Origin of the sequence: Shewanella morhuae (assembly GCF_900156405.1) — a bacterium.
GTDB classification, from domain to species: Bacteria; Pseudomonadota; Gammaproteobacteria; order Enterobacterales; family Shewanellaceae; genus Shewanella; species Shewanella morhuae.
On the sequence record NZ_FTNN01000007.1, the window covers coordinates 20,647 to 35,911 of the forward strand.

The window sequence follows — 15,265 nt, forward strand, 5'->3', positions numbered from 1 at the left end:
ATAAAACAATAAGTTAACCATATGGGCAACAGCCAAAACTTAAATCACACATAGGCAAAATAAAAACAACAAAATACCAACAAATGTAAGGTGGGCAGCATTGTACAATTAATCAACAGTTTTCAAGTTGATGTTTAATTTCAATAAAACTGGGACGTTGGTGAGCATCTTCCAGCATACACCGGCTTTTAATCGCACCGAGCTTGGCATACTTATCAAGGCATATTTGCGTATCCACATAGGCCAAGAGATCCTCAATCAAGCAGCCTAGCGCACGTACTTCAATGGCCTGTATCGCTAAACGCGCTACTGCCGATAAATTACCTAAGTTCGACGCCGCACCAAAATCACCAAATAACAACTGCATCTGCCGATTAACCATAATGTTATGGGCATACACATCGCCGTGACTCACCTGTTTGGCGTGCATGTGCGCCATTGCATCTGCTAGTTGATGGCCGACTTTGACGACCTCATCCACGCTAAATTGAGTGCCGACTTTAAAGGTATCGCGGGTACAGGTCTGCAAACTAGGGGGCAAACCTAAGTTGCTAAATCCAGGAGGAATGAGCTCCATGACTATACCTAACTGGTCTTTTTGACTGATATGCGCCACAACCTTAATCAAACTTGGGTGATCGCCAGTTGTAAGGCAGCAATCAAGCTCATCGGCAGGGTAGCCATCGCTAGTCACTTCGCCCTTAAAAAGTTTGACCGCAATTTGTGCCGTACCGGTTGCGGTTATCATGGCCTGATTAATCCAATCACCGCGATAAATCACTCCCGACGCACCTTCGCCAAGCTGTTCTGCTAACTTAATATCAGCCAGCGTCACGTTAGCCACGGTCGTCACATCACTATGGGGGTCTACCAATGTATGGCTAAACGGATTACCCGCAAAGGCGAGCCAAGTGAGCTTAGGCAGACTGAGTAACCAAGTGGGCAATGCTTGCAGTTGATTAGCAGATAAGCGCACTAATTCTAAGTTACGGCAATGCTCCATCGACTCCGGCAGAGTCGTTAATCGATTGCCCGCTAAGGCTAGCTTTTGTAAGCGATGCAAATCCCCCATAGCCGCAGGCAGCGTCTCAATCTGGTTATCCGTTAAAATCAACCAACGAGTTTGTAAGGGTAATGCTGTTGCTGCAACTGTGGTGATTTGATTCGCCTTAAAGCCAATCATCTCTAAATTTGCACAGCGTCCCAATGCCTCAGGCAAATGATCAAAGCGATTATTAGAAGCGAAAATGATCTTTAAGCGCGATAAACGGTGTAAATCATCGGGTAATGTACTCAGTTGGTTATTTGACAAATCGAGAATTTCAAGCGTATCGGCTAAGTCAAAAATCTCCCGAGGAAACTCAGTTAAGTTCTCAGTCAATTGTAAACGGGTGATCCCCTGTAACTGCCCTGCCCTTAATTGCGCTAACGTCTGCACTGTATTACCCAAGTCAATGAAAAAACGCGGCTATAGTAGCGTATCCACTGGTAAATCTAAACGAAATATCAGCACCCAAACGGGTCTTGGGTTGGCGTCAAAACCGTGTGGATCTATCCAGAAACGTGAAAACAGATTAGCATGTGCCTCAATATGGAATGCTAGGCTACTCAATTACAGGACTATTATGCGGACACCATTTCGCCAAACGCACTCTTTCACAGTGCTCATGCTGACTATGCTGATGGCCCTACTAACAGGTTGCGCTGCAACATCGGCAAGCCCATCAGCAACAGAATTCAATACCTCAACAGACAATGTTCAGCCAGAACTGAGCAACGCAACACCACACGCGGCCAAAACACCACCGCCAGTCGTTGAGCAATACAGCGATGTGTGGGCAAAAATTCAACATGCGAATACGATTGACGTCCATGATGATGCCGAAGTACGCAAGCAGCGTAATTTTTTTGATGACAAACAAAGATTTATGAATCAAGTGGGTGAACGCGCCGAACCTTTTTTATATTATATTGTGAGTCAACTCGAAGCGCGCAACATGCCATTAGAATTGGCGTTATTACCGATTGTCGAGAGTGGTTACAATCCGCTGGCTCAAGCCAATGGTCCAGCTGGACTGTGGCAAATGATCCCCGCCACTGGGCGTAATTTTGGCTTAACCATTAATTCTGCCTACGACGGCCGTAAAGATGCACTCGCATCTACTGATGCCGTACTCGACTATTTACAGCACTTATACGACACCCTAGATAAAGACTGGATTAACGCAGTTGCCGCCTACAACACCGGCGAACTGGTAATTAAAGCCGCCATAGACAAAAACAAAGCCAAGGGCAAACCTACAGATTTTTGGTCACTGGGCATTCCAGCTAAACGCGTACAAACAGTACCTAAGTGGCTGGCATTTATTCAAATTATTCGTGCGCCAAATCATTACGGCCTAAAAATACCCACGATTGATAATCGCCCCTTTTTAGATCGTGTTCCCGCTCCCAATGGTGTGGATATTGGTCAGATAGCCGATGCTGCAGGACTGAGCAAGGCAGAGTTTAAAATCTATAATCCAGGCTTTCGCCAGGGAGTGATCCCAAGTAAAGGGAAATACCAAATCGCTCTACCTCTGGAAAACATAGGCCAGTATCAAGAGAATCACGATAAACTCTACGCTCAAAAACGCTATGACAGCCAAAGCTACACAGTCAAATCTGGCGATAGCCTAGGCTCTATTGCGGCTAAATTTGATATGTCAGTAAAAATATTAAAACAAGCGAATAACCTGACCTCCGACCGCCTCAAAATTGGTCAAGAGCTCACGCTATTAACGCCGATGGTCGCAAATGACAATGAGCCTGAACCTGCTAAAGCGAGCAGCAGTAAAGCCAACGCGAGGGCTGATACAAAAGTCAGCAGCAAATCATCAGCCAAGGTTAAAGCCGCCACCTCAAAACCAGCTGAAAAACCTGCGGCAAAAGCGACAACCTACAAGGTAAAATCTGGCGATTCGTTGGATAAAATTGCTCGTAAAAATAAGGTTAAACTGGCAGATTTAATGAAGTGGAACCAGCTTAATGCCAAGAGCATCATTAAGCCTGGCCAAGAGTTGAAAATAATAGAATAAACTTAAGTAGCAGTTATCAAAAAATAACACTGCCAGCTAGAGATACTAAAATGCCGTTCACCTTAGGTGAACGGCATTTTTTATTTCAAATATATGGGTTTCTTATTTCTACCATTAAAACAAGATCGAACTTGTTTATGAATTAATGCTAAGCGCACTATTAACATAATCGGCAAAGAAGGGCATAAGCAATACAACATAGCCCCCGTAGTTTACTACCACAGGGGATAAAGCACTCTATTATCAATCTACTATTCTATAAACCCAATATTTACTGATAAGGGGCTGGAAGAACTCGAATCGTTAAACTGTTTTCGTTTTGCAAATATTGCTGTGCCAGTTTACTGAGCTCTACCGGTGTCATCTTCTGCGCCAACGCTTGTCTTTGTTTGAAAGCTGCAAAGCGTCCGGGATAACTCTGGGCATTTGACGCCAAATCTAACCAGAAACCATTGCTCTGCGGCGCGGCTTGCATCCATTCAAGCACTGGTTGGCGGGCTCGGTTAAGTAAGTCCTCGCTAATCCCCTGCGGCTGCTTCACTTGGTTAACTGCAGCGGTGAAATACTCGGAAACCGTTGGCAACATGGCTTGAGTCGTCACGCTAAATAGACCGAGATAACCATAACCGCTGGCATTGAGATCATTGTAAGAAAAGGCCGATGGTGAATAACTCGCGCCCGCTTTTTCTCTCACGTTCTCCGTTAATAGGATGCTGAGCACTTGCTCCAACAATCCCAGTCCAGCGTGTTGGCTTAGGTGAGTCATATCAGTTGTTGGCCACACCATGGCAAGCGCTGCTGAATCTGGATGACCATAGTGTGTTAACGTCATCTTAGCAGGCACTTTCGGGAACATAGGCACTAACGATTGACCATGTTCAGTGGGGCTGCGTTTGATTGCCCCGAGGGTTTCTGCCACAGCGGCGATGGCGCTGGCTTCGTCGAAATCACCCACTATGGCGATTTCAATTGCTCCTTGCTCGACGGCTGAATGGAAACTCGGTGCCAGCTCTGCAAACTGACGTTTTAAAATTTCTTCCGGTTCACCATAACCATAACGTTTATCACCACTGTGGGAGATGCGGGCAAACTGATTAGAAAACTCAGTTTGCGGGTTGCTATGGAGACTTTGCTGCTCGGCAATCACTTGCTCGCGGAACAATTGCTCAGCCTGCTTATTCATGCCGGGTTCAATCAAAAAGGCCGTCATTAAACCGAGCTGCGTGCGCAGTTCTGCAGCATTGGTACTGATCTCACCGCCAAAACTCTGCTCACGCACGCCTAGGTTGATGGAAATATCTTGCCCAGCAAAAATCTCCTGCAGGCTTTCATAATCATGGGCCTTGAGTCCACCCTGCACAAACGCACTGTTAAACAGATAAGATAAGCCATCTAACTCAGGGAATGGCACTTCACCAAAGCCTATGTTGAGGCTGACCAAAGTAGTGCCTTTATTAAAGTCAGTAGGCTTAAGATTAAGGCGTACGCCATTGGCAAACTGTAGCTGGCGAATGCCCGTTTCGGCATCGCGACTATCGGTGATTAACTTGCCTTGTTCGCCAAATTGAGTGTATGCAAACTCGTCAATAACCTTAGATGCTGGCGCACTCACGGCTTGTTTGCGGCTTTTCTCATAGCTAGCGATAAGCTGTTTTTCAGCATTTTCAATGGGCTTATTGCTCGTCAGATACAGATACGGCGTAGCATTCCATGTCTGATTAAACACTTGCTTTAGCTTTTGCGGCGTCACTGTCGGCAGTATTTTCTCAAAAAATGCCAGCAGCCACTCAGGCTCTACAGGCACGCGATTTTCCGCGACCGAATACACTAACCCCTCGGCAATATTCACACTGTGGATAGTAGTGCTACCCGCTGCGCTGAGCTGATACTCTTTGTGCATACGTTTGATTTGTTGGTCAATTTCCTGCTGACTAAAACCAAACTCTTGTGCTTGGCGCAGGGTTTGCTCCAATATTGCTATACCCTCTTGCCAGTTATTCTCCTGCGTACCTAAGCCCATTTGAGTGCCATAGGCGATATCAAATTGATCCCCAACCTGCAGGCTAACGCCAGATAAACCTTGGCTGTGCAGTCGCTGCGACTCCATTCTGCGATACAAGATGCCGTGGGCGAGTTCGAGCAGTATTTCCTGCTCTCGCACGGCAGGGCTGTCGGCAGGGTATGCCATAGGCTTGAGCATACCGAGTGAAACCGAGGTCGATAGGCTAGGATCGAAAAATGCCGCCGCATCGACGCGTTGACGCTCTGCGACAGTGCCTAGCGCTTGCGGCTTAACCTTCGCCGCCAAAGGCGCGGCCTGCCAACTGGCAAACTGCTGTTTTATCTTTTGTTCAACTGCGGCTACCTCGATATCACCCACCACAATTAAGGTGGTGCGTGAGGGCGTGTAAAAACCTTGGTATAAAGACAGCAGCATCTCGCGAGTAGCATTCTTGATGCTGTTCGCCTCACCCACAGGTAAGCGCTTTGACAACAGTGTATCTGGCATTAAAAACTGTAATTGACTGCGGTAATTCTCCAGATCCGCACCGCTGCGCTCACGCAGTTCAGCCAATACCACAGCTTTTTCACGCTCGATAAGCGCCGGGTCGAGTAATAAATTACTGCCAATTTCGCGCATTAAAAACAAAGCGGTATCGACTTTATCTTGGCTATTACTTGGCAAGTTGAATTGATAAACCGTCTGCTGAAACTCAGTCACAGCATTGGTATCGGCGCCAAAACTCAGACCAAGACGCTGCAATGTCGGGATCATCTCCCCCGCAGCCAAACCCGTCGAGCCATTAAAGGCCATGTGTTCAAGAAAATGCACTAACCCCTGCTCGGTATCAGACTCCACCACTGAGCCTACGTCCACCCGCATGCGCACTATAACGGCCTGCTCTGGCGTCTTATTGCTCACTAATAAATAGCGCATGCCATTGGCAAGTTCACCGGTATGGACTCGCCCGCTCATTGGCAAGTCAGCTGTCCCCATCCACAGCGGCTCTTCGCTCGCCTGTAGCGGCAACGCCACACTTAATAATGCCAGCAGTAACCACTGACGCATCAAACTAATAACCTTGAAATTATTCATTAAAATTCGCACTTCCCCCCAAAAATCAAATAAGAAACCTAGGAAATACATACCCAAGTTTCAAATAAAATAAAGCGGCAATATAAACTTAAAATAGCTTTATGTCACAAAACCAATACCTTATGCTGTACTGAAAGTGAATAATCGCTGAATAGTAATACCCAATAATAAGCTAACTTTTTTGTAGGTGAAGACCCTATAAACCAACAAATGCGCACCACCGATTAGCCAAAAACAGAACCATAATCAAATCAGAAATAATTAAATTAAAATCAATAACTTAAACATGGCGTGGTGATGTAAGTTTATAACACCTTCTTTAAGAGTAAGATCACTATGATACGAGTGCATAGAATAACGACCCCGCTTTTAGGCTCATAATATCTATCCATAACTTTACTGTGTAAATTAACGTTTATTCTCCAAAACATTAAGCATAGCCACTGCAAACTACATGTTCTTAAATTGCTAAACTCTAAAAAGCCAAATCTAGCTGATATTTTTAGGTACCATTTTCTATTATATTTTTCTTGTATAACTTTGATAAACCTTGTCTCCTTCTATCTCACAAGGCCTAAAATCGACATATCGATGTAGAGTAAGATCTTTTATGTATAAAGTTAGATTGTGATTGCAGATTTAAACGTCAGCTTAGTATGTGTAAATCAATAGCAACTTTGCAGGACAACATCCCTTTCAAGTTCGGACGATAAAAAAGCCAGTCGGTTGTTGCCGCTGGCTTATCTAGAAAACATCAATATCATTGAGTATTAGTACTCAGCTGAAATGCTAAAACTGCTGAAACCAACGTTGGATCTGCTGTGGATCTTTGCTTTGCGTTAAAGACAACATCAATAAAATTCGAGACTTTTGTGGATTAAGATTACCCGATGCCACAAAACCATATTTAGCATCATCTATCTCAGCATCCAGCGTGGTGGCTCCTGTGGGTACTCGGCTAGAACGCACTACTAACACACCTTTTTGACTCGCCTTTGCTAACGTATCAAATATTGATTGGTACATATTTCCGTTACCCACACCCGCGCTAACGATACCGTCAAAACCCGCCTCAATCATGGCTTTGGCTGGTAAATCACTGGCGTTGGCATAGTTATAAACGATGCCAACCTGTGGTAATTTATCAAGTTTACTAACATCAAAAGGCGTTTGAGTTGTATGTTGGCGCTCAGTTTTGCCCATGTATTCAATCTTGCTGTTATGGATAACGCCAAGCGGACCAAAGTTAGGCGCAGCAAAGGTGTGTACTCCTGTGGTATTGGTCTTAGTGACGTCGCGAGCGTTAAGCACCATATCGTTCATCACCACTAATACACCTCGACCTTTCGATTCGAGATTAGCAGCAGTCGCAACGGCATTATACAAATTCATCGGACCATCGGCACTCATCGCCGTTGATGGACGCATTGCGCCAACCAGTACCACGGGCTTGTCACTCTTTACGGTTAGATTTAAAAAATAAGCGGTTTCTTCTAAAGTATCGGTGCCGTGGGTAATGACTATGCCATCGACATCTTTGTCAGCCAGTAAAATATTGATCCGCTTAGCAAGCGCAAGCCACACTTTATCATTCATGTCCTGCGAACCGATTTTAACCAGTTGCTCACCTTGAATATCCGCGAGTTGCTTTATTTCAGGTACAGCCACAATCAAACTATTAACACCCACTTCTCCTGCCTGATAATTAGAGCCTGTCGCCGATTGGCCTACCCCCGCAATAGTGCCTCCCGTGGCAATAATACGTACCTGTGGCAGTGCCTGCGCCGCAGAGGAGAGAAATAACCCTAAGCTGATGGAGAGTAAAATCTTACGCATCGAAACATTCATGCTTATATCCTTTTATTAATAGTAAACCCAGCCATAGTGTGCACCATTATTTAAGTCTCACAGTGATAACTCTCACTAAAGTTAAATAATAATACAGCAAAAAAATCAACATCAATATTAAATAGAACGTCATGTTATTATTAAAAACAACAATAAATTTCAAAAAAACATAAACAGATACCAGGCTACCAACCTTAAATTCAATATGATTAATTTAGAGTGTAATTCGCTTTAATATATACACCTTTTAAATTTGTTAACCAAATAACAATTATTTATCTAATTAGCATCAAAAAGTAATAGCTCACACTAGATCATCGAATTGAGATGCCTCTCTAACAAACAAAACAAATACTCTATTTCAATGAGTTAAGTGATCATCATCCTAATTATTATTTGTTTAAAGAGTTAAGATTTGTATCGATAGTCAAGGAGACGATTCTCCTTCATGTTTTCGGTTTTATTTTTAATGTGTTAAGCGTACTGATATACACAGCTAAAAATTAATACTCGAAGATATATCTTACTATTAACTGGATTGGATAGGATGAAATGAAAGATACTAATAGCGTACGGATCGAAGAAGATCTATTGGGCACTAAAGAAGTTTCCAATGAATTTTATTACGGCATACACACATTGCGTGCCATCGAAAACTTTAAGCTGAGTAATCAAAAAATTTCCGATGTACCTGAATTAGTCCGTGGCATGATGCTAACTAAAAAAGCGGCAGCCATGGCTAATAGCGAATTAGGCGCAATAAGTCCTGAAATAGCTGACAAAATTATTGAAGCGTGCGATCTAATACTGACAACAGGCCGATTTGTTGATCAATTTCCGGTCGATGTCTATCAAGGTGGAGCTGGCACTTCAGTCAATATGAATACCAATGAGGTATTAGCCAACGTTGCACTGGAGATCATGGGCCTAGAAAAAGGCCGTTACGATATCATCAACCCCAATGATCACGTCAACAAGTGTCAATCGACCAACGACGCCTATCCAACAGGTTTCCGTATTGCGGTCATCAACAGCACCGACATCCTACTGGATGCATTAACTGACCTTATCGCAGCCTTCGAAACTAAAGCCACAGAGTTTAAAACTATCTTAAAGATGGGCCGTACCCAGCTACAAGATGCTGTACCTATGACATTAGGCCAAGAGTTTCATGCCTTTGCAGTTACGTTGCGAGAAGAAATTAAATCTATCACCCGTTGCCAAGAATTATTGTTAGAAGTGAATTTAGGTGCCACAGCCATTGGTACGGGTCTTAATACACCAGAGGGTTACTCCTTACTTGCCATTAAACGTCTGGCAGAAATTACTGGCCGTGCTTATGTACCAGCAGAAGATTTAATCGAGGCCACGTCAGATTGCGGTGCCTACGTTATGTTACACAGTGCGATTAAGCGTATGGCGATTAAAATGTCCAAAATTTGTAATGACCTACGCCTACTGTCATCAGGTCCACGCACGGGCCTTAAAGAAATTAATCTTCCTGAACTGCAAGCGGGTTCATCCATCATGCCTGCCAAGGTTAACCCTGTGATCCCTGAGGTGGTGAATCAGGTTGCCTTCAAGATTGTCGGTAACGATATCACCATTACTATGGCCGCTGAAGCGGGTCAGTTACAGCTTAACGTGATGGAGCCTGTGATTGGCCAAGCGATGTTTGAGTCACTCAGTTTAATGGGTAATGCCTGTATCTCCCTGCGTGAAAAATGCGTTGAAGGTATTACGGCTAACCCAGAAATCTGTATGAATCACGTACTCAACTCTATAGGTATCGTGACTTACCTTAACCCGTACATCGGCCACCATGAAGGTGACATCATCGGCAAGATTTGTGCTCAAACGGGTAAAAACGTCCGTGAAGTGGTACTCGAACGCGGATTATTAACAGTTGAAGAACTGGATGACATCCTCTCTGTTGAAAATCTGATGCATCCTAAATATCAGCCAAAGAAAAATATCAGCAAAACCAAAGTGTAACTAGGTGTGGCTGGGGAACACTCCCCAGCCCAACTCAATAATTCAACAATAAGCCTATGCACAACTGACACTGAACTAGGCTATGGTAATTAAAAACAAAAAAAAGAGTTAACACTATGATTATATTAGAGATAGCAATTGTTCTCGGAGCGATTTATCTAGGTGCTAGGATGGGTAGCATGGGTGTCGGCTTTGCGGGTGGTGTCGGGGTACTGATACTGACCGCAGGGCTAGGACTCAAACCGGGAAATATCCCCATTGATGTGATCCTCATTATTATGTCAGTAATCACCGCCATTGCAGCTATGCAAGTGTCGGGGGGGATGGATTACTTAGTGTCACTGGCTGAAAAACTATTACGTAAACATCCAAAACAAATCACCTTTTTGGCCCCCGTTGTGACTTACTTTATGACACTCTTTGCGGGTACTGGCCACACCGCATTCTCCACCTTACCTGTTATTGCCGAAGTCGCAAAAGAGCAAGGTATTCGTCCTTCTCGTCCTTTATCTATCGCCGTAGTCGCTTCACAGGTCGCCATTACCGCCTCACCTATTTCAGCAGCGGTAGTGTTTTTCTCTGGCATCTTAGATCCCTTTGGTGTCGATTACTTAGTGCTGTTAGCCGTATGTATTCCATCCACTTTTCTTGCTTGTATGGTTGGTGCTGTCATCGCTAACTTAATGGGCAAAGAGCTTGCGGACGATCCAATCTATCAAGATCGTTTAGCTAAAGGCTTAGTTAAAACACGCGGTAAAACCCAGATTGATATTAAACCCGGTGCTAAACGTTCAGTAATGATTTTCCTTATGGCGATTGCGGCTGTGATGGTTTATGCCACTGCAATTTCAGACAAAGTAGGATTAATTGTTAACCCTGTTCTGCCACGCGATGCCGCCATTATGGTGTTGATGCTGACAGCTGCTGCGGCTATCACCATTTTTTGTAAACTCGACGCAAGTGAAATCTCCAATGCTGGCACCTTTAAATCCGGCATGTCTGCCTGTGTTTGCGTATTAGGTGTGGCTTGGCTGGGTGATACTTTTGTTTCTAATCATATTAATGAAATCAAAGACCTTGCTGGTAACTTACTGCAAAGCCAGCCTTGGTTATTATCGGTAACCTTGTTCTTTGCTTCTATGTTGCTCTATTCACAGGGCGCGACCACCAAAGCATTGATGCCTGCGGCGCTAGCGATTGGCGTGAGTCCTTTAACTGCAGTGGCCTCTTTTGCCGCGGTAAGTGCTTTGTTCGTACTGCCGACTTATCCCACCTTACTCGCCGCTGTTGAGATGGATGATACCGGCTCAACTCGAATTGGTAAGGCGGTGTTTAACCATCCTTTCCTCATTCCAGGCGTCGTGACAATTGCTACCAGTGTGGCATTAGCGTTCCTATTTGGCGGCATGATGTTATAGCGCCATATTGCCAAAAGTTATCGAGGGTGATGCTAACAAATGGCTTAGCCCTCTTCTTTTAATCTGTATTTCAAGGAGTAGTTTTGAAGTAGTGCAGGGGTATCCACACTATGACAAATCTAGTAAGGAGTGAATTAATGTCAGCGAAAACGCGTGTTCCTACCGCCATTAATGGTGGGCCGTATGGGCAAGCTTGGTCGGCTAAAGCAGACTGCTTACAAAGTATAACTGGGCTTATATTGGGTGTTTTCCTCTTATTTCATATGCATTTTGAGGCGAGCATTTTATTAGGGAAAGAAACCTTCTTTCACATGGTGCAATTCTTAGAAGGCAGCATGTTTAGTTCGACTGATCATGGCTTCCCGATTGTAACCAAGATCATTTCAGTGATTATGCTCGTGATTGTTGCGATACATGCTGCCACCGCATTACGCCGCTTTCCCACACAACTGGGCCAATGGCGTGCAATGCGTGGCTTCATGTCGAGTATCAAACATAAAGATACCCAATTATGGTTCTGGCAGATGATTACTGGTTTTTTACTCTTTTTCTTAGTGTCAGCCCACCTTGCAACCATGATTTTAAACCCAGAGATTGGCCCTCACCTTTCGGCTGAACGGGTTTACCACGATAACGCTTGGCTCTTATACGTGGTGTTTCTACCAATCGTTTTATTCCACGGCATCGTTGGCTTATATCGAGTGATCTTAAAATGGGGTGTGAGCAGTAACCGCCCACTTATCCGCACCATAGCCCATGTATTGATCGTCTATTTATTATGTTTAGGCACATTAAGCCTAGTGACCTATATCAATATTGGTATGGAATTAGTATTGCCGGTGCAACCGTTTATTCCCAATTAATAACAACAGACAAGCTAGCGCTATCGGCGCACCTAGCCTGTAGGGCAACACAAACAATATACGGATCCTCCTCGAGACATAGTTGCAGCGCATTTATGCCGAGGAGCGCAATGATAAATCTATGAATGTTATCTAGATAATTAGATAAGGAGCTCATTTGAAACTTATTTATACAGACTCATTAGTGATTGGCGCCGGACTCGCGGGCCTGAGAGTCGCCATTGCCACCAAAGAACGCGGACTCGATACCTTAGTGCTATCGTTAATTCCCGCAAAACGTTCACATTCCGCCGCAGCACAAGGCGGTATGCAAGCCAGCCTTGGTAACACAGTCAAAGGCATGGGCGACAACGAAGATGTGCATTTCCAAGACACAGTAAAAGGCTCCGACTGGGGCTGCGACCAAGATGTAGCGCGCATGTTTACCCACTGCGCGCCTAAAGCAATTCGCGAACTCACCAACTGGGGCGTGCCTTGGTCGCGGATTTCTGCTGGCCCGCGTGAAGTCATCATGAACGCGCAAAAAGTCACTCTCAATGAAGCTGAAGAAGCTCACGGCCTAATTAATGCCCGTGACTTTGGCGGCACCAAGAAATGGCGTACCTGTTATACCGCCGATGGCACAGGTCACTCTTTACTGTATGCGGTAGATAACCAAGCCATATCAATGGGTATTCCAGTACACGAGCGTATTGAAGCGCTGTCGCTAATCCATGACGGTAAGCGTTGCCATGGCGTAATCGCACGCTGCTTAATCACCGGCGAGCTACGTGCTTATGTGGCTAAATCCACCACAATCGCCACCGGTGGTTACGGTAAAATTTATGAAATATCCACCAACGCCACTATCTGCGAAGGTATTGGTCAAGCATTAGCACTCGACACCGGCGTTGCCACTTTAGGCAACATGGAAGCGGTACAGTTTCACCCTACCGCCATCGTACCAGCGGGTATTTTGACCACTGAAGGGTGTCGTGGTGATGGCGGTATTTTACGTGATAAAGACGGTCACCGCTTTATGCCAGATTACGAACCAGAGAAAAAAGAACTTGCCTCCCGTGATGTGGTCTCGCGCCGCATGACAGAGCACATGCGTAAAGGTAAAGGCGTTGACAGCCCTTACGGCCCGCATCTATGGCTAGATATCACCCTGTTAGGCCGCGAACATATCGAAACCAACTTGCGCGAAGTAAAAGAGATTTGTGAGTATTTTCTGGGTATCGACCCCTGTAAAGATTGGATCCCAGTAAGACCTACCCAGCATTATTCTATGGGCGGCGTACGCACTAATGCCACTGGCGAAAGTCCACAGCTCAAAGGATTGTTCAGTGTCGGCGAAGCTGCCTGTTGGGACATGCACGGCTTTAATCGCCTAGGTGGTAACTCGGTCGCTGAAACAGTAGTTGGCGGCATGATTATTGGTAAATATGTCGCTGATTTTTGTGAGCAAAACAGCCTAGAAATCGATACTGCACTCACCGAGCGATGCATCGCTAAGTTACAAAGTGAAATCGATGACCTCGTTGATGGCAATGGTACCGAAAACCCCTTTGAACTGAAAAAAGAAATGCAACGGATCATGATGAACTACGTTGGTATTTTCCGAAATGGCACAGAGCTAGACAAAGCCATTAAAGAATTAAAAGACTTACTTCTTCGCTCAAAAAATCTGGGGCTTAAATGTAAAAAACGCCACTCAAACCCAGAGTTAGTTGAAGCACTACGCGTCACCCGTATGTTAAGAGTCGCCTTAACTGTTGCCTGCGGCGCTGCTGCTCGGACAGAAAGTCGTGGTGCTCATTCACGGGAAGATTACCCACAACGCAACGATAAAGATTGGCTAAACCGCACACTAGCAACTTGGCCAGACGCCGAGTCACTGGAACCTGTGCTGCGTTACGAAGCACTCGATGTAATGAAAATGGAATTACCACCGGGATACCGAGGCTATGGTAACGATAACACCATCCCTCACCCAGACACAGAAAAGCGCGTGCAACAGATCAATGAAGTAATCGCAAGCTTAGGCGACAACCCTGATAGACACACGCTTCAGCACGCATTGATGCCATTTGAGTTGCCAAGCCATCTGCAACCTCGCAACGAGCGTCTCACTGATACTTTAAAAACCATGCCATCTCAACCGGTAGGAAACAAACCATTATGAGCCGTCAAATCAGCTTTAATATCTTCCGTTACGATCCACAAGATGGCCAAGACAAGCCGAAGATGGAGCGTTATCAGTTGACTGAAACACCCGGTATGACAGTGTTTATCGCACTCAATCAACTGCGTGAACAACAAGATCCCTCATTGCAATTCGACTTTGTTTGCCGCGCGGGTATTTGTGGCAGTTGCGCCATGGTGATCAATGGTTTTCCAACCCTTGCCTGTCGCACGCTAACGGCAAATTACCCCGATGGTGAAATCACTTTAATGCCATTACCTGGCTTTGAACTGATTGGTGATTTATCCGTTAACACGGGTAAATTTATGCGTGAATTAGCCGAACGATTAAAACTATGGCTGCATCCTAAAGCCGATGATCACGACATGCATCGCCTCGAAAACCCAATGGCCCCCGAAGAAGCTGCACGTATTTATGAGCTAGAACGCTGCGTTGAATGCGGGGTTTGTGTATCTGCCTGCGCCACCAAACAAATGCGTGAAACCTTTGTCGGTGCGGTTGGTATGATGAAAATTGCTCGCTTCGAAATGGATAGCAGAGACGCTCGTACTGCGGATGATTTTTACCATGTTATCGGTAATCAAGACGGCGTATTTGGCTGTATGACATTGCTTGGCTGCCAAGATAATTGCCCCAAAGATTTGCCGCACATGCAGCAAATTGCTTACCTACGCCGGAAAATGGCCGCAACCATACTCTAATGCGAACGCCTTCATCGATCCTGCCACTTGGTGGGATGGGGGAAGCATTTTCCAAAATTAGGCTGGCAAAAATTATTT

The 15,265-nt window shown here is 45.1% G+C and carries 9 protein-coding genes; 6 read left to right on the plus strand and 3 right to left on the minus strand.

Annotation, left to right across the window (positions count from 1 at the left end; genetic code table 11):
- Nucleotides 1-112 precede the first annotated feature (112 nt).
- The gene (locus BW947_RS09840; RefSeq protein WP_076499082.1) at nt 113-1,438 is read right to left on the minus strand and encodes a leucine-rich repeat-containing protein kinase family protein; all 1,326 of its coding nucleotides are present in this window, start codon (nt 1,436-1,438) and stop codon (nt 113-115) included.
- 187 nt (nt 1,439-1,625) lie between these two features.
- Here BW947_RS09840 and BW947_RS09845 point away from each other — a divergent pair, with 187 nt between their 5' ends.
- Complete coding sequence (locus tag BW947_RS09845; RefSeq protein ID WP_076499085.1) at nt 1,626-3,077, plus strand: LysM peptidoglycan-binding domain-containing protein; 1,452 nt, start codon at nt 1,626-1,628, stop codon at nt 3,075-3,077.
- A gap of 271 nt (nt 3,078-3,348) precedes the next feature.
- Here BW947_RS09845 and BW947_RS09850 read toward each other — a convergent pair whose 3' ends face one another.
- Entirely contained in the window at nt 3,349-6,147 is a 2,799-nt protein-coding gene (locus tag BW947_RS09850) for a M16 family metallopeptidase (protein ID WP_076499456.1), read from the minus strand.
- Nucleotides 6,148-6,963: 816 nt separating this feature from the next.
- Nucleotides 6,964-8,022: an L-asparaginase 2 gene (gene ansB / locus BW947_RS09855; protein ID WP_076499088.1), complete on the minus strand. Its 1,059-nt coding sequence runs from the start codon at nt 8,020-8,022 to the stop codon at nt 6,964-6,966.
- Nucleotides 8,023-8,574: 552 nt separating this feature from the next.
- Here ansB and aspA point away from each other — a divergent pair.
- The 5 genes from aspA to BW947_RS09880 all read left to right on the plus strand — a co-directional run bounded on the left by aspA (nt 8,575) and on the right by BW947_RS09880 (nt 15,187).
- Complete coding sequence (gene aspA / locus BW947_RS09860; RefSeq protein WP_076499090.1) at nt 8,575-10,017, plus strand: aspartate ammonia-lyase; 1,443 nt, start codon at nt 8,575-8,577, stop codon at nt 10,015-10,017.
- A 116-nt stretch (nt 10,018-10,133) separates the two neighbouring features.
- Nucleotides 10,134-11,435 (plus strand): anaerobic C4-dicarboxylate transporter, encoded by a 1,302-nt coding sequence (locus tag BW947_RS09865; protein WP_076499093.1) that lies wholly within the window; start codon nt 10,134-10,136, stop codon nt 11,433-11,435.
- A gap of 137 nt (nt 11,436-11,572) precedes the next feature.
- A complete protein-coding gene (locus tag BW947_RS09870) occupies nt 11,573-12,298 on the plus strand; it encodes a fumarate reductase cytochrome b subunit (protein WP_076499095.1) in 726 nt (241 codons plus the stop codon).
- 157 nt (nt 12,299-12,455) lie between these two features.
- Nucleotides 12,456-14,465 carry a fumarate reductase flavoprotein subunit gene (locus BW947_RS09875; RefSeq protein ID WP_076499098.1) on the plus strand — a complete coding sequence of 670 codons (2,010 nt, stop codon included), beginning with the start codon at nt 12,456-12,458 and terminating at the stop codon, nt 14,463-14,465.
- The gene (locus BW947_RS09880) at nt 14,462-15,187 is read left to right on the plus strand and encodes a fumarate reductase iron-sulfur subunit (RefSeq protein ID WP_076499102.1); all 726 of its coding nucleotides are present in this window, start codon (nt 14,462-14,464) and stop codon (nt 15,185-15,187) included. The genes BW947_RS09875 and BW947_RS09880 overlap by 4 nt, the downstream gene beginning before the upstream one ends.
- Nucleotides 15,188-15,265 lie beyond the last annotated feature (78 nt).